The sequence below is a fragment of the Halomonas halophila genome, assembly GCF_030406665.1.
Lineage (GTDB): Bacteria > Pseudomonadota > Gammaproteobacteria > Pseudomonadales > Halomonadaceae > Halomonas > Halomonas halophila.
This window is the reverse complement of sequence record NZ_CP129121.1, coordinates 1,485,589-1,502,116: the sequence shown is the minus strand read 5'-3', so window position 1 is coordinate 1,502,116 and position 16,528 is coordinate 1,485,589. Positions and strand designations below refer to the sequence as shown.

Below are 16,528 nucleotides of genomic sequence, written 5' to 3'. Positions count from 1 at the left end.
CGTCTCTCCCTGAGTCTGTCGGCCCGCCGGCCGCGCTAGCGCGGCAGCAGGCGGCGGTGCGAGTGAATGGCCATGAGAATACCGAAACCGGCCAGCAAGGTCACGCTGGAGGTCCCCCCGTAGCTGACCAGCGGCAGCGGCACGCCGACCACCGGCAGGATGCCGCTGACCATGCCGATATTGACGAAGACATAGATGAAGAAGGTCAGGATGATGCTGCCGGCCAGCAGACGCCCGAAGGACTCCTGTGCCGCCCCCGCGAGCCACAGCCCACGGCACACGATCAGCAGATACAGCACCAGGAAGGCCAGCATGCCGATCATGCCGAACTCCTCGCCGAGCACCGCGACGATGAAGTCGGTGTGGCTCTCGGGCAGGAACTCCAGCTGCGACTGAGTCCCCTGCAGCCAGCCCTTGCCCCAGACCCCGCCACTGCCGATGGCGGTGGTCGACTGAATGATGTTCCAGCCGGCGCCGAGCGGGTCGCTCTCGGGGGACAGGAAGGTCAGCACCCGCTGGCGCTGATAGTCGTGCATGTTCATCCACAGCAGCGGCAGCGCGGCGGCGGCCAGCGCGGCGAGCACCCCGATGATGCGCCACGACAGCCCGGCCAGCAGGATCACGAAAACCGCCGCCATGGCCACCAGCAGCGAGGTACCGAGGTCGGGCTGACGGGCGATCAGCAGCACCGGCGCGCCGATCAGCAGCGCACAGACCAGCAGGTCCTGCCAGCGCGGCGGCAGCTCGCGACGACTCAGCCAGGCCGCCACCATCATCGGCACCGCCAGCTTCATCATCTCGGAAGGCTGGAAGCGCACCACCCCGGGGATCTCCAGCCAGCGCTGGGCGCCCATGCCCATGTCGCCCATGATCTCCACCGCCAGCAGCATCAGCATGCCCACCAGATAGGCCGGCAGCGCCCAGCGCAGCAGGGTGGCCGGCGAGAACTGGGCGATGATCACCATGCCCGCCAGGGCGACCCCGAAGCGAATCGCCTGGGCGATGACGATATGCATGCTCTGCCCGCCGGCGCTGTAGAGCACCACCAGGCCGGCCGACATCAGCGCCAGCAGCAGGCCGAGCAGCCAGGGGTCGAGGTGAATGCGCTCCCAGAGGCTGCGCTTGCGAGACATCCCGCTGGCGGTGGGTTTCACCGGGTGCGGGCGACGCAGCAGCACGTCGACCATGGCCATCATCCCTCTCCCTCGATGTCGGCTTCCTCTTCCGGCGGGATCTCGCCGTGATCGCGCTCGAGCAGCCAGTAGTCGGTCATGGCCCGGGCCGGAGCGGCCGCATGGCTGCTGCCCCCGCCGGCATTCTCGATGATCACCGACACCGCGATCTGCGGGTCTTCCACCGGTGCGAAGGCCATGAACAGGGCATGGTCGCGCAGCCGCTCCTTGAGCTCGTCGGCGTTGTAGCGCTGATCCTGCCCCAGCGAGAACACCTGAGCGGTACCGGACTTGCCGGCCATGCGATACTCGAGCCCCGCCCCGGCACGGCGCGCGGTGCCCTCGTTGCCGGAGAGCACCTGCTCCATGCCCGAGACGACCCGCTCCCACCATTCGGCATGCTCGAGCTCGACGTCCGGCGGCGTATCGTCCAGGTCGAGCGGCATCGGCACGTCGCCGGTCTCGCGCACCAGGCGCGGCTTGACCCAGTCGCCGCGATTGGCCAGCACCGCGGTGGCCGAGGCCAGCTGAAGCGGCGTGATCTGCAGATAGCCCTGGCCGATGCCCACCGAGAGCGTCTCGCCGGGATACCAGGGCTGATCGAAGCGGGCCCGTTTCCAGTCCCGGGACGGCAGCAGGCCGGTGCCCTGGCCGTAGACGTCGGCGGCCACCCGGGTGCCGAAACCGAACTGCGCCAGGCTGTCGTGGATGCGGTCGATGCCGAGCTCGTGGGCCAGGGAATAGAAGTAGGTGTTGTTGGACACTTCCAGCGCCCGCTCGAGATCCACCCGCCCGTGCCCCCAGCGCAGCCAGTTGCGATAACGGCGCGAATCGTTGGGCAGCTGGTAGTAGCCGGGGTCGTAGATCACCTCGTCGGGGGTGATCTCCCCGTCGCGCAGGCCGGTGATGGCCATGAACGGCTTGATGGTCGAGCCGGCGGGATAGCTGCCACGGATGGCGCGATTGAACAGCGGCAGGTCGATGTCCTGCTGCAGCGCCCGGTAGGAGGCCACGTCGATGCCGGTCACGAACTGGTTGGTATCGAACCCCGGGACCGAGGCCATGGCCAGGATCTCGCCGGTCTGCGGGGCGATCGCCACGATGGAGCCCCGCCGCCCGTCGAGCAGGTCCACGGCGAGGTGTTGCAGCCCCTTGTCCAGGGTCAGCGTCAGGTTTTCCCCGGGCACCGGGTCGGTGTGCCCCAGCTCGCGCAGCACCCGGCCGCGGGCATTGGTCTCCACCTTGCGCAGCCCCGCCTGACCGTGCAGCGTGTCCTCATAGAAGCGCTCGACGCCGGTCTTGCCGATGAAGTGAGTCCCGGCATAGTTGCCGGCATCGACCCGCTGCAGCTCCTCGGTGTTGATCCGGCCGACATAGCCGAGCACGTGGGACATGGCCTCGGCGTCCGGGTAGTAGCGCAGCAGCTGCGCCTCGACCTCGACGCCGGGCAACCGATGGCGGTTGACCGCCAGCCGGGCGATCTGCTCCTCGTCGAGATCGCTCATCAGCAGCGCCGGCTGATAGGGGCGCTGACGCTGACGCGAGCGCTCGCGGAAGGCCTCGACCTGATCCGCGGGCAGATCGAGCAGGTCGACCAGCAGCGCCAGGGTCGCGTCCAGGTCGTCGACCCGCTCGCGCACCAGCGTCAGATTGTAGGTCGGCCGGTTCTCGGCCAGCAGCTCGCCGTTGCGGTCGTAGATCAGCCCGCGGGTCGGCGGCAGCGGCTCGACCCGCACGCGGTTCTTCTCGGAACGGGTGCTGTATTTCTCGTGCTGAACCACCTGCAGGTAGAACAGGCGGCCCGCCAGCAGGCCGCTGAGGAGCAGCACGATGACCACCGCCAGCAGCGAGCGCAGGCGAAAGATCCGCAGTTCCTGCTGGGGGTTCTTCAGGGTGTCGCGTGGCTGACGCATGCTTGGCGGCGACCTCGAGCGATCAGCGATGGTAGGGATGGCCGACCATCAGGGTCCAGGCCCGATAGAGCTGCTCGGCCAGCAGGATGCGCACCAGCGGATGCGGCAGCGTCAGCGGCGAGAGCGACCAGCGCTGGTCGGCACTGGCGGACAGCGCCGGGTCGAGCCCGTCGGGCCCACCGACCAGCAGCACCACGTCGCGCCCGCCGAGGCGCCAGTCCTCGGCCTGGGCGGCCAGCTGTTCTGTGCTCCAGGTCTTGCCGCCCACCTCCAGCGCCACCAGATGCTCGTCGCCCTTGAGCCGGGCACGCAGGCGTTCGGACTCCTGGGCGATGGCGCGGCGGGTATCGGCGTTCTTGCCCCGGGCCCCGGGGGCGATCTCCTCGATCTCGAGGGCGAAGTCTCGCGGCAGGCGCTTGCGGTACTCCTCGACGCCCTTGGTCACCCAGTCGGGCATCTTGGTGCCGACGGCCAGCAGTCTCACCTTCATGAAGCGCCGTGGGCCCGCTCTTCTTCCTCCAGCGCCTGGCCGTCGCTCGGCAGGTCGGCCCACAGACGCTCCAGGTCATAGAGCGCCCGGGTCTCTGGCATCATCAGATGCACCACCATGTCGCCGAGGTCGACCAGCACCCAGTCGGCACCGCTTTCACCCTCGACCCCCAGCGGCGCCACGCCCTCTTCCTTCACCGTCTGGATCAGCTTGCTGGACAGCGCCGCCAGGTGGCGGCTGGAGGTGCCGCTGGCGACCACCATCAGGTCGGTCACGCTGGTCAGGTGGGAAACGTCGATGACGGCGATGTCTTGAGCCTTGAGTTCCTCCAGTGCATTCAGCACCAGCGTCTTGAGTGCGTCGATGTGCATACCCTTCGTATCAGCCCCTCTAGGCGGAAAATGATGTTGCCGCCATTGTACCGGCTCGGGCGAAGCCTGGCAGCGCCCGATGACGGCTCGACGACGTTTTTTTGCGCCGAGCCGCCGGCGGCTAGCGACGGTAGAGTCCCGCGGAGAGGATTCGTTCCTCGACCGCCTCGGGCAGCAGATAGCGCACGCTGCGCCCCTCCGCCAGGCGCCGACGCACCTCGGTGGCGGAAATCGCCATGCGCGACGACAGCCGCAGGCGCAGGAGCCCGCCGGCCGGCGAGGCCATCAGCGCCGCCGGAGTCTCGACCTCACGACCGCCGATCAGCTCGGCGAGCGGCCCGGGCAGGTCGGCCTCGTGGTCAGGGCGATCCACCACCACCAGGTGGGCCAGGGAGAACAGCCGTTCGGGGGCATGCCAGTCGGCCAGGCGCAGGAAGGCATCGTGGCCCAGCGCCATGACCAGCCGCGCCTCGGGGCCGAACTCCCGGCGCAGCTCCGCCAGGGTATCGGCGCTGTAGGACGGCCCCTCGCGCTCGAGCTCACGCGGGTCGGCGATCAGCCCGGGGGTATCGCCGATCCCCAGGCGCAGCAGCGACAGGCGCTCCTCGGGGGTGATGCGCGGCTCGCCCCGCAGAGGCGGCCGGGCCGCGGGCATCATGTGCACACAATCGAGCCCCAGCGCCTCATGAAGCTCCACGGCGCTGCGCAGGTGACCGAGATGGACGGGGTCGAAGGTCCCGCCCAGCATGGCGATGCGCGGGGCGCCCTCGACCGCCGCGCGCTCTGACGCCGCCTTCACCGATACCTCGTTCACTGACGGATCTGACCGTCACCGAGCACCACGTACTTGCGCGTGGTCAGCCCCTCGAGTCCCACCGGGCCGCGCACGTGCAGGCGATCGGTCGAAATGCCGATCTCGGCCCCCAGGCCGTATTCGAAGCCATCGGCAAAGCGGGTCGAGGCATTGACCATCACCGAGCTCGAGTCGACCTCGGCCAGGAAGCGCCGCGCCAGGGTGTAGTTCTCGGTGACGATGGCATCCGTGTGCCGCGAGCTGTAGCGTTCGATATGCGCCATGGCGTCGTCGATGCCATCGACCACGCGAATCGCCAGCACCGGCGCCAGGTACTCGGCCGCCCAGTCGGCTTCGCTGGCCGGGGCGACGTCGGCGAGGATCGCCCGAGTGCGCTCGCAGCCACGCAGCTCCACGCCGTACTCGGCGTAGGCCGCGGCCAGGGCCGGGAGCAGGTCCTCGGCCACCGGGGCGTCGACCAGCAGGGTCTCCATGGTGTTGCAGGTGCCGTAGCGCTGGGTCTTGGCATTGACGGCGATGGCCAGCGCCTTGTCACGGTCCGCGCTGGCGTCGAGATAGACGTGGCAGACCCCGTCCAGGTGCTTGATCACCGGCACGCGCGCCTCGCGGGAGATACGCTCGATCAGCGACTTGCCACCCCGCGGGATGATCACGTCGACATACTCGGGCATGCCGATCAACCGCCCGACCGCGGCGCGGTCGGTGGTCGCCACCACCTGGACCGCCGCCTCCGGCAGGCCGGCGTGTTCGAGCCCCTCGCGAAGGCAGGCCGCGATGGCGGCGTTGGATTCACGGGCCTCAGAGCCGCCGCGCAGGATGGCCGCGTTGCCCGACTTCAGGCACAGGCTGGCCGCTTCCATGGTGACGTTGGGCCGCGATTCGTAGATGATACCGATCACGCCCAGCGGCACCCGCATGTGGCCGACCTGGATGCCGCTCGGCCGGGCGCTCAGACCGTCGATCTCGCCCACCGGATCAGGCAGTGCCGCGACCTGATGGAGGCCCTCGATCATGGCGTCGACGCGCGCCTCGTTCAGCGCCAGGCGGTCGAGCAGCGCAGCATCCAGACCGTTCTCGCGGCCGCGCTCCAGGTCCCGGGCGTTGGCCGCCAGCACCGCGTCGCGGGCGGCATCCAGGCGCTCGGCCATGGCCTTCAGGGCGGCGTTCTTGGATGCGGTGTCGGCGCGGCGCAGGCGAGCGGCGGCGGTGCGAGCCTGCTGGCCCAGGCGCTGCATGTAGGCGTCGACGTCGGTGATGGCATCATCGGAGTGGGAGGCGTGAGCTGTCATGCCGTAGAGTGTCTCCAGGAAATCGCTGCGGGGCATCAGACCGCGCCCCAGGCTCGTGTCGGAACGGGAAGGAGCCCATACTAAGTCACCATGCAGAGCAAGTACAAAGTCGGGCTGATGCGCGTCAACCTGCTGATCGCTGCCGGCCTCGCCAGCTTCCTGGCCATCACCGCCGAGACGCTGCCGGACGCCCTGCTGCTGGGCCTCGCCGCGCTGTGGCTGACGGTGACCGCCAGCCAGGCAGCCCGCCGCCGCCGCCATCCGGCCACCGTACCCTGGCAACTGCTGCCGGGGCTGCTGCTGGCCGCCCTGCTGTGGGTCACGCCGGACCGCCACCTGACCTGGCTGTGGGCCTGGGCCATCCTGCTGATGGTGCCTCAGCCTCGCTGGGTGCTGCTGCTCAACGCTGCGCTGGCCGTCACCAGCTGGTGGCACCTGCGCCCCTCGCTGGATACGGAACAATGGGCACTGGCCGGCCTGCTGCTGGCCGGCCTGATGCTGCTGGGGCTGGCACGCGCGCTGGAGCTTCAGGCCCTGCAGCGCAGGATCCGCCATCGCGCCCGACTGCTTCCCGGACTGCCCCTGTGGCCGAGCCAGTGCCTGCGCCACGACGTGCAGCGCGAACGAGAGCGTGCCAGACGGGAAGACAGCCATGTGGAACTGGTGCTGCTCCACGTCCGCCGAAGGCAGCTGTGGCCGCTGGCCGAACGACTGTGCCAGCGACTCCGACCGTTCGAGAACGGCTACCGCCTGGACCGACGCACCCTGGCGCTGCTGCTGATTCATCGCGACGCCGAGCAGGCCGCCGAACGGCGCCGGGTCCTGCTGGCGGATCTCGACGACTCGGCTCGCGTCCGGGTCATCGCCCTGCCACGGCTGGGCTCGCTGTCGGGCGAACGCCGCGCCCTGAAGCGCCAGGCCCGGCACATCGAGGCCCGGGAGATCGTCTATCATGACTGAAACGAGCACACCCCGTCCGCGCCTGTTCCTTCTGGTGCTCGGCATCACCACCCTGCTGCTGCTCGGCCAGGCGCTGTGGTTCTACCTGATGGGCCACTACGCACGCATCCTGCTGCCCGCCCTGCTGGCCCCGGTCATGGCCCTGGCCGCACTGCTGGCCGCCACCGGCAGAACGCCGACGCGCGCCTCCGCCTATCTGGCCCTGATCTGCGGTTTCCTGCTGATCGCCGTCGAGCTTCCTGACCAGAGCGGGCACCCGACGCTCTGGATCGGCCTGCCGCCGATTCTCACCCTGGTGCTGCTGCCGCTGGGCCCCGCCATTTTCCTCAACCTGGCCCTGACGCCGATCTGGCTGGCGCTGCTCGGCAACGGCAAGGCCGACGCCGACCTCGCCGCCACCTACCTGGCGCTGGTCGCCGTGGCCACCCTGACGCTGTGGGACCGCCTGCGCCAGCGCATGCTGCTGCAGGCCACCGACCCGCTGGAACGGGAATGCACGGCGCTGACCCGCACACGGCTGCACGAGCGCCTGATCGGCGAGTTCGAACGTGCCCGCCTGCTCGAGCGCCCCCTGGCGGTGCTGGTGATCCACCTGCCCCAGCTCGACATGACCCGCGAGCAGTTCGGCGACGCCACGCGCCGCACCATGCTGACCACGTTCTGCTACAGCGTGCACCAGGACTGTCGCGAACTCGACGCGCTGGGCCGTGAGGACGAAGCCGCCTTCTGGCTGGTGCTGCCCGACACCACGGAAAGCGGCGCGCTGCTGGTCCAACAGCGCCTGCAGCAGACGCTGGAGCAGGTGATGCTGATGGATACCGGCCCGCTGGAAGTGCGGCTGCGCATGGAAACCCCACGCCCAGGCGAACCTCGAGCCTCCTTCCTGACTCGCCTGCAGGCCATGACCCAGGCCCTGGCCACCGGCTAGCGCCCCATCGATCAAGGAGGGAACCTTGGACCTCGTCGACCTGCTTCAGCGGCTGACGCCATCGCCAGCGATGCTGCTGCTGCTCACCGCGCTCATCGCCCTGGTGGAGTCGCTGGCCCTCGTGGGCCTGCTGGTGCCCGGGGTGGTGCTGATCACCGCCGTCGCCTCCATGGCCGGCCACCAGGAGCTATCGGTCGCGGCGATGATGTCTGCCGCCTTCGTCGGCGCCGTGATCGGCGACGGCCTGAGTTTCTGGCTGGGCTACACCCAACGCGAGCGCGTCACTACTCTGTGGCCGCTGTCCCGCTACCCCGAATGGCTCGCCCAGGGCGCTCGCTTCTTTCACCGCCATGGCGCGCTGTCGGTCTTCCTGGGCCGCTTCGTCGGCCCGGTGCGGCCGGTGGTTCCGCTGATCGCCGGCATGCTGCACATGCCACCGCGCCGCTTCACCCTGGCCAACCTCGGCTCGGCCGCCCTGTGGGCGCCGGCCTACGTGCTGCCCGGCTATCTGCTCGGCCGCACCTGGCAGCGCCTGCCGGGCGTGCCCGAGGCCCTGCACCCCTGGCTGGCGGGGCTCGGCGGCCTGGTCGTCGTGCTGGCACTGATCTTCTCCTGGCTGCGCCATCAGACCCACCACGACGGCCTGATCTATCGGGCCATGGCCGCCCTGCTGCGCCGCCACCCCCATGGCCGCCGACTGTGGCGATCCCTGGCCCGCCGCCGAGGCCGCGAGGCGCCCCTCGGCACCTGGCTGCTGTTGCTGACCTCACTCACCGCGCTGTCGGCCTGGACCCTGGTGGTGCTGCAGCACGGCGGCCCGCTGCCCATGGACCGGCGGCTCGATGCGCTGCTGAACGAGCTGGCGATTCCCGGGCTGACGGGCTTCGCCGAGCTCCTTGCGCGCCTCGGCGACCTGTATGGCGTGATCGCCCTGATGCTGCCCTGGACGCTGTGGTGGCTGGCCCGGGGGCGACTCGACATCCTGAGCCACTTGGTCGGCGGACTGGTCGGCATCGCCGCGCTCAACGGTCTCGGCAAGGCGTTGATCGGCCGCGCCCGCCCGCACACGCCGCTGCACCTGACGGATTCCTTCTCCTACCCCAGCGCCCACACTTCCACTGCCGTGGTGCTGTTCGGCCTGGCCGCGGCCTTCATCGCCCGGGAGCTGCCGCTGCCCCGCCGCTTCTGGGCCTACTGGGGCGCCATCGCCCTCATCGTGCCCATGGCGCTGTCGCGGCTGGTGCTGGGCGTCCACTGGCTGAGCGACCTGATCGGCGGCGCCCTGATGGGGCTGGTGGTCTGCGCGCTGGTACAGCTCGCCTGGCAATGCCGGCCGCACCGCACCCTGCGGCCCTGCCCGTGGCTGATGCTCGGCACGGCGTCGCTGGCGCTGGTCGCCGCGCGCATCGCCTGGCTGGGGCCCGCTTAGGGCGCAAGCGGCAACTCAATAGCGTGAACCGTCCGACGCATGAGAAAACCCCGAAGGCTGGCACCTTCGGGGTTTTCTGTTAGCTCGGCGCTTGTCACTCGACGCTAGCCCAGGATCAACCAGACCCCGACGCCGATCATCAGCGTACCGGCCAGGCGGTTGAGCAGCCGCACCTTGTCGGCCTGGCCCAGCAGATGGCGCAGGGTCTGGCCGCCGGTGGCGTAGGCCAGCAGGGCAACGAACTCGATGGTCAGGATGATGGACACCAGCGCGCCCAGCTGTGCGGCGAGCGGCCGCGAGGCGTCGAGAAACGGCGGCAGCAGGGCCACGAAGAAGGCCCAGCCCTTGGGATTGGCCACCGCGGTGACGAAGCCCTGCATGGCCAGTTCCCGGCGTCCGGCGCAGCCCTGGCTTTCGAGGTTGTCGGGAATCGCCATGCGACCGCGGGAGCGCCACATCATCACGCCGAGATAGGCCAGATAGGCCCCGCCCAGCCACTTGAACACCGCAAACAGCGCCGGCTGGCTCAGCATCAGCGTGGCCACGCCGGCGCCGGCCGCCACGGCGACCAGTCCCACGCCGACGAGTTCGCCGATCATCATCCACAGGGTGCGTCGCACACCCTGGGTCATGCCCAGCACCATGGCCAGGGTCATGCACATGCCCGGCGTCAGCGACACCAGCAGGAAGGTCGGCACGAACACCGACAGCACAGACAGCGAGATCATGACAAGATCCTCCTTGAACTTGCGACCCGCTCAGCATGGCGGGCCGACATGACGGCGGCATGTCCGGGCGCTCCCTGGCCCGGGCCGGTCTACTCGCCCCAGCGAGGCATCAGACGATGCGCGATGCCGAGCTGATTGAGAATGCGCGCGACGATGAAGTCGACCAGGTCCTCGGCCGAGGCCGGCCGATGGTAGAAGCCCGGCGCCGCCGGCATCACCACCGCCCCCAGGCGCGTCAGGTTCAGCATGTGCTCGAGGTGGATCGCCGACAGCGGCGTCTCACGCGGCACCAGGATCAGCTGACGGCGTTCCTTCAGCGCCACGTCGGCGGCGCGCTCGATCAGGTTGTTGCTGGCCCCGCAGGCCACCGCCGAGAGCGTGCCCGTGGAACAGGGACAGATCACCATCGCCGAGCTGGCGCCGGAGCCGCTGGCCACCGGCGCCATCCAGTCCTCGCGGCCGAAACAGCGGATCTGCCCCGGTGCGGCGCCCGTGCGCTCGGTGAGCGCCTCGGCCAGCCGCTCGGGGCGCGCCGGCAGGTCGCTGTCGGTCTCGGTGGCGATGACCAGGTGCGCGGCCTTGGAGATCATCACCCAGACCTCGCGCTCGGCCGCCACCAGCGCCTCGATCAGGCGCAGCCCGTATTGGGCGCCGGAGGCGCCGGTCAGCGCCACGGTGACCGGGGCGCCGAAGCGCTCGCTGCCGTGCTCAGCCGCCATGGGCCACCTCCAGCGCCGCCAGCAGCTTCTCATGGATACCGCCGAAGCCGCCGTTGGACATCACCACCAGTCGGTCGCCCGGGCGCGCCTCGGCCACCAGCGCCGCCACCAGGCCGTCCAGATCATCGAACACGCCGCCGGGCCGGCCGCTGGCCTCGACCACCGGCGCCAGGGTCCAGTCGAGTCCCGCCGGCTGGTACCAGTAGGCGGCGTCGGCATCGGCCACGCTGCCGGCCAGGCGCTCGCGCAGGGTGCCGAGACGCATGGTGTTGGAGCGCGGCTCGATCACCGCCAGCAGTCGCCCTTGCCGGGCGGAGGCCCGCAGCCCGCCGAGGGTGGCGGCGATGGCGGTGGGATGGTGGGCGAAGTCGTCGATGACCTGGATGCCGGCCACCTCCCCGCGCAGCTCCTGCCGCCGCCGCGGGGTGGCGAAGCGGGCCAGCGCCTCGGCACCATCGGCCAGCGAGACGCCGCAGGCGTGGGCGGCGGCCAGCGCCGCCACGGCGTTGCGGGCGTTGTAGGCGCCGCTCAGCGACCAGTCGACCAGCGCGACTTCCTCGCCGCCGTCGTCGCGACGATGCACGACCCGGAAACGGCTGGCATCGTCGCGCTCGAGGGCCAGATGCCAGGCGCTGTCCGGTGCGGTGCCGAAGCGCTCCACCGGCGTCCAGCGACCCTGTTCGAGCACGCGCTCAAGCGCCGGCTCGCCGTCGGCCACCAGCAGCCGCCCCTTGCCCGGCACGGTGCGCACCAGGTGGTGGAACTGGCGCTCGATGGCGGCCAGATCGGGAAAGATGTCGGCGTGGTCGAACTCCAGGTTGCCCAGCACCGCGATCTCGGGGCGGTAGTGCACGAACTTGGAGCGCTTGTCGAAGAAGGCCGTGTCGTATTCGTCGGCCTCGACCACGAAGGGCGCATCGGCGCCACCCAGCCGCGCCGAAACGCCGAAGTTGCGCGGCACGCCGCCGATCAAGAACCCCGGCGCCAGGCCCGCGGCCTCCAGCAGCCAGGCGGTCAGACTGGCGGTGGTGGTCTTGCCGTGGGTGCCGGCCACGGCGATCACCCGCCGCCCGGGCAGCACGTGCTCGGCCAGCCACTGGGGGCCGGAGACATAGGGCAGGCCGCGGTCGAGCACCGCTTCCACCTCGGGATTGCCCCGCGAGAGGGCGTTGCCGATCACTACCAGGTCCGGCGCCGGCTCGAGGTTCTCGGCGGCGAAACCCTCGGTCAGCACGATGCCCGCCTGCTCGAGCTGAGTGCTCATGGGCGGATAGACGCCGGCGTCCGACCCACTGACCCGATGGCCGGCCTCACGAGCCAGCAGGGCCAGGCTGCCCATGAAGGTGCCGCAGATGCCGAGAATATGAAGGTGCATGCAAACTCCGCTACCGAACGTCGGTGTGCCGGCGGGCCGGCGAAAAGCGGCAGCCTAGCATGGCGCCTGCGACCTCTCCAGCGCACGGCGCCGCGTGTCAGGCGTCGCACGTCGCGTGTCGCCGACAGGATGCAGCCATGGGGGCGATGGGCTAGAATCGCGGCTTTTCGGGACGAAGCCGGGAAGCGCTCGCCGCGCCACGGCTGCCCTTCCCTTGACGCGACCAGCAACAGGATAGCTCCATGGCCCAGCACAACGCCTTCTACGCCCAGTCCGGCGGCGTCACCGCCGTGATCAACGCCAGTGCCTGCGGCGTGATCGAGGCCTGCCGCCGCCACTCCGACCAGATCGGCAAGGTCTACGCCGGCCACAACGGCATCATCGGCGCCCTCACCGAGGACCTGATCGACGTCAGCGAGGAGAGTGACGAAGCGATCGCCGCCCTGCGCCACACCCCGGCCGGCGCATTCGGCTCCTGTCGCTACAAGCTCAAGGACATCGAGACCCACCGCGCCCAGTACGAGCGCCTGATCGAGGTCTTCAAGGCCCACGACATCCGCTACTTCTTCTACAACGGCGGCGGCGACAGCGCCGACACCTGCCTCAAGGTCTCCCAGCTGTCCGAGAAGATGGGCTACCCGTTGACCGCCATCCACGTGCCGAAGACCGTGGACAACGACCTGCCGATCACCGACAACTCGCCGGGCTTCGGCAGCGTGGCCAAGTACATCGCCACCTCCACCCTCGAGGCATCGCTCGACATCGCCTCCATGTGCGCCACCTCCACCAAGGTGTTCGTGCTCGAGGTGATGGGCCGCCATGCCGGCTGGATCGCCGCCGCCGGCGCCCTGGCCGGCGACAAGGAAGGCGACGCACCGCACCTGGTGATCTTCCCCGAGGTGGCCTTCGACCGTGCCGCGGTGATGGCCCGGGTCGAGCAGTCCGTCAAGGACTACGGCTACTGCGTGATCGTGGTCTCCGAGGGCGCCCGCTACGAGGATGGCACCTTCCTGGCCGACTCCGGCAATACCGACGCCTTCGGCCACCGCCAGCTGGGCGGCGTGGCCCCGACGCTCGCCGGCATGGTAAAGCAGGACCTGGGCTACAAGTACCACTGGGCCGTGGCCGACTACCTTCAGCGCGCCGCCCGCCACCTGGCCTCCAAGACCGACGTGGACCAGGCCTACGCCGTGGGCGAGAAAGCCGTCGAGCTGGCGCTGGCCGGCGACAACGCCAAGATGCCGGCCATCAAGCGCACCGGCGATGCCCCCTACACCTGGACCGTGGAGGCCGCGCCGTTGGCCGAGGTGGCCAACCGCGAGAAGTTCATGCCCCGCGACTTCATCCGCGAGGACGGCTTCGGCATCACCGAGGAATGCCGCCGCTACCTGTCGCCGCTGATCCAGGGCGAGGACTTCCCCCCGTTCGAGAACGGCCTGCCCAAGATCGCGCATCTGGCCAAGCATCGCGTCGAACGCAAGCTGCCGGCATTCAGCATCTGAGCGGCAGGCTGCAGGTCAACAGCCTGAAATCGCCTGGAGAAACAGAAACCCCGAAGGCAAAACCTTCGGGGTTTTCTTGTAGCTCGGCGCCAAAGGGGCTACCCCACGTCGATTCCTATCTCAGGAACCAGCTCAGCACCAGGGGCGCTTAAGGGTCTGACCCCAATGGATGCCTATCTCAACAGCCAGCTCAGCACCAGCAACACCAGCAGCGCGGCCGCCACGACCTGCCAGAACCACGTCGCCCCACCCCGCTTCGGCGGCCCCCCGTCCGACGCCGGCTTCGGCGTCTTGAGGGCATGCAGGAACTCCGACAGGCGACGGAACCGCAGGGCCCGCTGAGGCATCAGGGCACGCTTGAGGGCCGCGTCGAGCGCCGCCGGCACTTCGGGATTGAGCGCCTGGGCACTGCGATAGTGCATCCGTTCCAGATCGGTATGGCGCAGCAGGTCCTTCACCGGCAGCTCGTAGGGCAAGGCGCCGGTCAGCAGCCAGTAGACGGTGGAGGCCAGCGAATACTGGTCGCTGCGTCGGCCGACCTCGTCATCCATGGCGTACTCCGGCGCGCTGTGCTCGGTCAGCCCCACCTGGCGCAGCAGCCCCCTCGAGCGCCGATGACCGTCCACATCGCGCAGGTGACAGGCGCTGAAGTCGGCCAGCACCACCTGGCCATGGCGATCGATCAGCACGTTCTCGGGATGGATCTGCTGATGCAGCAGGTCGCGCCGGTGCAGCGCCTGGACCGCCTTGCCGAGCTGAGTCGCGATATCGAGCCGCTGCCCGAGGCTGGCGCGGGGATGACGCCGCGCCCACTCTTCCAGCGTCATGCCTTCCACGTAGGCCATCAGGTAGTAGAGGTAACGGCGCGGCCGCGAGGGCGTCATCACCCGCACCACGAAGGGCGAGCGCACCCGCTCGACGATCCACTGCTGAAGCAGGAAGTGCTCCAGGTAGGCGTTGCGACTGGAGAGCTCCGGGCTCGGCGCCTTCATCACCATCTCGCGCTCGGTGTGCGTGTCACACACCCGGTAGACCCGCGACTGGGCGGTGCGCGACAGCACCTCCAGCACCTCGAGCCCGTCCAGCCGTTCGCCCACCGCCAGCTCCGGCGGGATCGGCAGCTCGCCGTAGGAACGGTCCGACCGATCCTCCTGAGCCTCGGGCAGCGCATCGATGCGCACCAGCTGGAAGCAGAACGGATCGCCGCCGTAACCGCGCTCCCGGGCCCGTTCGCTGGCGGTCTCGGCCAAGCGCTCGCAGGCCGCGTGCAGGTCGCTGGCGTCCTCGCGGATCAGTCGCACGTAGTCCGACGGCATCAGGGTGCCCTGCACCGCCTGGGTGGTGAACAGGAAGATGTCCCCCTGCTTGAGCGGCATCTCCACGTAGTCGATATCGAGGCTGACATCCATGCCCAGCGCCCGGGAGGGATAGCGGTAGCCGCCAAGGTCGGTGACGTGATCGCGACTGAGCTGCTCGAACTCGGCTCCGCGCAGGCGGAACACCAGCGTATCGCCCATATGAAAGAGATGCGCCGTCTGGCCCTGATAGACCATCGCCGACACCGAGCTCACGTAGCCACCATCGCGGACCTGACGACTCTGCCCGTAGCACCAGCCGTTGAGGGCGTGCAGCACCCGGTGCGCCGACACCTTGGCCCCCCAGTGCTCGGGCGTCGAGTAGAAGTCGGCCAGAAACCCCTGCACGCTGAGGTCGCCCGCCTGCTTGGCCAGCGGGTTGCGCGAGGTGGAATCGGTGATCAGCGCACTGGCGCCCTTGCTCGTCAGCAGCGCCGTCTCGTCGGGCACGCAGACCGACATCGAACTGCGATGCCGGCCGCGATCCGGCACCACGAAGGCCTGGCCGAAACTCAATGACAGTTGCGCGGATGCCACGACGATCTCCTTGTGTGTCAGCGACTTCGAGACCGCAAGGCCCCCCTCCATGGGCGCTCATGATACACGCCTGCCCGGGGGCCTGGCTCTCCCCCCCGTCGTCGACCCGCCTACCGGGGCCACGACGACCACATCCCCGCTCGGACGACCTAGGTCGGGTTGGTAATCGCCGGAGCGGCCTCGTATAATTCGCCGGATTTCACCCGACGGCCACCCGCCAGGGCCACAAGCCCAGGGCCATAAGCCATAGAAGGACGCCCTCATGAACTTCGACAACATCCCCGCCGGCAAGGACCTGCCCAACGACCTCTACGTCGCCATCGAGATCCCGGCCAACCATGCCCCGGTCAAGTACGAGATCGACAAGGACATGGGCGCCCTGCTGGTCGACCGCTTCATGGCCACCCCGATGTTCTACCCGGCCAACTACGGCTTCATCCCGCACACCCTGGCCGACGACGGCGACCCGCTGGACGCCCTGGTCGTGACGCCGTATCCGGTCCAGCCCGGCAGCGTCATCCGCGCGCGCCCGGTCGGCATCCTGAACATGACCGACGAAGCCGGCGAAGACGCCAAGCTGGTCTGCGTGCCGCACGAAAAGCTGTCCAGCCTGTACGACGACGTCCAGGAAGTGACCGACCTGCCGGAACTGCTGCGCCAGCAGATCGCCCACTTCTTCGAGAACTACAAGGATCTCGAGAAGGGCAAGTGGGTCAAGGTGGAATCATGGGAAGGCGTCGAGGCCGCCCGCAAGGCTATCGAGAAGGCCGCCGCGGCTCACGACAAGGCCTGATCGCCCGCGATCATGCCCGGACAGGAAGGGGCCGCCCGATGGGCGGCCCCTTCGTCATTCCGGCATGGCGACGGACTCAACGCGCCTCGTCAGCCTCCGGCATGGACAGGGCCTTACCGACGGCGTCATTTTCCTCCGTCTCGACACCCACTT

General features: G+C 69.3%; 15 protein-coding genes. 5 read left to right on the top strand and 10 right to left on the bottom strand.

Annotation, left to right across the window (positions count from 1 at the left end):
• Positions 1–35: 35 nt before the first annotated feature.
• From rodA to QWG60_RS06890, 6 genes are all read right to left on the bottom strand, one after another.
• Positions 36–1,193, bottom strand: coding sequence for a rod shape-determining protein RodA (rodA, locus tag QWG60_RS06915; RefSeq protein WP_035596189.1), 1,158 nt, complete (start codon positions 1,191–1,193; stop codon positions 36–38).
• Positions 1,193–3,085 (bottom strand): penicillin-binding protein 2, encoded by a 1,893-nt coding sequence (mrdA, locus tag QWG60_RS06910; protein ID WP_107182066.1) that lies wholly within the window; start codon positions 3,083–3,085, stop codon positions 1,193–1,195. Before mrdA ends, rodA begins: the two co-directional genes overlap by 1 nt.
• 22 nt (positions 3,086–3,107) lie before the next feature.
• A complete protein-coding gene (rlmH, locus tag QWG60_RS06905; RefSeq protein ID WP_035596195.1) occupies positions 3,108–3,575 on the bottom strand; it encodes a 23S rRNA (pseudouridine(1915)-N(3))-methyltransferase RlmH in 468 nt (155 codons plus the stop codon).
• Positions 3,572–3,946, bottom strand: a complete 375-nt coding sequence (gene rsfS / locus QWG60_RS06900) for a ribosome silencing factor (protein ID WP_107182067.1) — start codon at positions 3,944–3,946, stop codon at positions 3,572–3,574. Before rsfS ends, rlmH begins: the two co-directional genes overlap by 4 nt.
• A 121-nt stretch (positions 3,947–4,067) precedes the next feature.
• A complete protein-coding gene (gene nadD / locus QWG60_RS06895; RefSeq protein ID WP_107182160.1) occupies positions 4,068–4,694 on the bottom strand; it encodes a nicotinate-nucleotide adenylyltransferase in 627 nt (208 codons plus the stop codon).
• Between the two features lie 62 nt (positions 4,695–4,756).
• Positions 4,757–6,049 carry a glutamate-5-semialdehyde dehydrogenase gene (locus QWG60_RS06890; RefSeq protein WP_107182161.1) on the bottom strand — a complete coding sequence of 431 codons (1,293 nt, stop codon included), beginning with the start codon at positions 6,047–6,049 and terminating at the stop codon, positions 4,757–4,759.
• Positions 6,050–6,139: 90 nt separating this feature from the next.
• Here QWG60_RS06890 and QWG60_RS06885 point away from each other — a divergent pair, with 90 nt between their 5' ends.
• Genes QWG60_RS06885 through QWG60_RS06875 form a run of 3 tightly spaced genes read left to right on the top strand, consistent with a single transcriptional unit; the run spans position 6,140 to position 9,366 of the window.
• Positions 6,140–7,009, top strand: coding sequence for a hypothetical protein (locus QWG60_RS06885; RefSeq protein ID WP_146907952.1), 870 nt, complete (start codon positions 6,140–6,142; stop codon positions 7,007–7,009).
• Positions 7,002–7,937, top strand: coding sequence for a GGDEF domain-containing protein (locus QWG60_RS06880; RefSeq protein ID WP_146907950.1), 936 nt, complete (start codon positions 7,002–7,004; stop codon positions 7,935–7,937). The genes QWG60_RS06885 and QWG60_RS06880 overlap by 8 nt, the downstream gene beginning before the upstream one ends.
• Before the next feature lie 25 nt (positions 7,938–7,962).
• Complete coding sequence (locus tag QWG60_RS06875) at positions 7,963–9,366, top strand: bifunctional DedA family/phosphatase PAP2 family protein (RefSeq protein WP_146907948.1); 1,404 nt, start codon at positions 7,963–7,965, stop codon at positions 9,364–9,366.
• 104 nt (positions 9,367–9,470) lie between these two features.
• On the opposite strand, the gene QWG60_RS06870 is transcribed toward QWG60_RS06875, so the two are convergent.
• The 3 genes from QWG60_RS06870 to mpl all read right to left on the bottom strand — a co-directional run bounded on the left by QWG60_RS06870 (position 9,471) and on the right by mpl (position 12,188).
• On the bottom strand, positions 9,471–10,094 hold the full coding sequence (locus tag QWG60_RS06870) for a LysE family translocator (protein WP_173834997.1): 624 nt from the start codon (positions 10,092–10,094) through the stop codon (positions 9,471–9,473).
• An 89-nt stretch (positions 10,095–10,183) separates the two neighbouring features.
• The gene (locus tag QWG60_RS06865; protein ID WP_146907946.1) at positions 10,184–10,813 is read right to left on the bottom strand and encodes a flavin prenyltransferase UbiX; all 630 of its coding nucleotides are present in this window, start codon (positions 10,811–10,813) and stop codon (positions 10,184–10,186) included.
• Positions 10,803–12,188, bottom strand: coding sequence for a UDP-N-acetylmuramate:L-alanyl-gamma-D-glutamyl-meso-diaminopimelate ligase (gene mpl, locus QWG60_RS06860; protein ID WP_107182071.1), 1,386 nt, complete (start codon positions 12,186–12,188; stop codon positions 10,803–10,805). Before mpl ends, QWG60_RS06865 begins: the two co-directional genes overlap by 11 nt.
• 242 nt (positions 12,189–12,430) lie before the next feature.
• Between mpl and QWG60_RS06855 the strand changes: the two genes are divergently transcribed.
• On the top strand, positions 12,431–13,690 hold the full coding sequence (locus tag QWG60_RS06855; protein ID WP_046080178.1) for a 6-phosphofructokinase: 1,260 nt from the start codon (positions 12,431–12,433) through the stop codon (positions 13,688–13,690).
• Between the two features lie 173 nt (positions 13,691–13,863).
• On the opposite strand, the gene QWG60_RS06850 is transcribed toward QWG60_RS06855, so the two are convergent.
• A complete protein-coding gene (locus QWG60_RS06850; RefSeq protein ID WP_146907944.1) occupies positions 13,864–15,582 on the bottom strand; it encodes a bifunctional protein-serine/threonine kinase/phosphatase in 1,719 nt (572 codons plus the stop codon).
• Between the two features lie 262 nt (positions 15,583–15,844).
• Between QWG60_RS06850 and ppa the strand changes: the two genes are divergently transcribed.
• Positions 15,845–16,375: an inorganic diphosphatase gene (gene ppa / locus QWG60_RS06845; RefSeq protein ID WP_035599659.1), complete on the top strand. Its 531-nt coding sequence runs from the start codon at positions 15,845–15,847 to the stop codon at positions 16,373–16,375.
• The last annotated feature ends 153 nt before the right edge of the window (positions 16,376–16,528 follow it).

Excerpts from the sequence above, each read along its gene's own strand:
- ppa (WP_035599659.1), top strand. The coding sequence starts at position 15,845 with ATGAACTTCGACAACATCCCCGCCGGCAAGGACCTGCCCAACGACCTC.
- QWG60_RS06855 (WP_046080178.1), top strand. The coding sequence starts at position 12,431 with ATGGCCCAGCACAACGCCTTCTACGCCCAGTCCGGCGGCGTCACCGCC.
- rlmH (WP_035596195.1), bottom strand. The coding sequence starts at position 3,575 with ATGAAGGTGAGACTGCTGGCCGTCGGCACCAAGATGCCCGACTGGGTG.
- rodA (WP_035596189.1), bottom strand. The coding sequence starts at position 1,193 with ATGGCCATGGTCGACGTGCTGCTGCGTCGCCCGCACCCGGTGAAACCC.
- mrdA (WP_107182066.1), bottom strand. The coding sequence starts at position 3,085 with ATGCGTCAGCCACGCGACACCCTGAAGAACCCCCAGCAGGAACTGCGG.
- nadD (WP_107182160.1), bottom strand. The coding sequence starts at position 4,694 with ATGCTGGGCGGGACCTTCGACCCCGTCCATCTCGGTCACCTGCGCAGC.
- QWG60_RS06870 (WP_173834997.1), bottom strand. The coding sequence starts at position 10,094 with ATGATCTCGCTGTCTGTGCTGTCGGTGTTCGTGCCGACCTTCCTGCTG.
- mpl (WP_107182071.1), bottom strand. The coding sequence starts at position 12,188 with ATGCACCTTCATATTCTCGGCATCTGCGGCACCTTCATGGGCAGCCTG.
- QWG60_RS06890 (WP_107182161.1), bottom strand. The coding sequence starts at position 6,049 with ATGACAGCTCACGCCTCCCACTCCGATGATGCCATCACCGACGTCGAC.
- QWG60_RS06865 (WP_146907946.1), bottom strand. The coding sequence starts at position 10,813 with ATGGCGGCTGAGCACGGCAGCGAGCGCTTCGGCGCCCCGGTCACCGTG.
- QWG60_RS06885 (WP_146907952.1), top strand. The coding sequence starts at position 6,140 with ATGCAGAGCAAGTACAAAGTCGGGCTGATGCGCGTCAACCTGCTGATC.
- QWG60_RS06880 (WP_146907950.1), top strand. The coding sequence starts at position 7,002 with ATGACTGAAACGAGCACACCCCGTCCGCGCCTGTTCCTTCTGGTGCTC.
- rsfS (WP_107182067.1), bottom strand. The coding sequence starts at position 3,946 with ATGCACATCGACGCACTCAAGACGCTGGTGCTGAATGCACTGGAGGAA.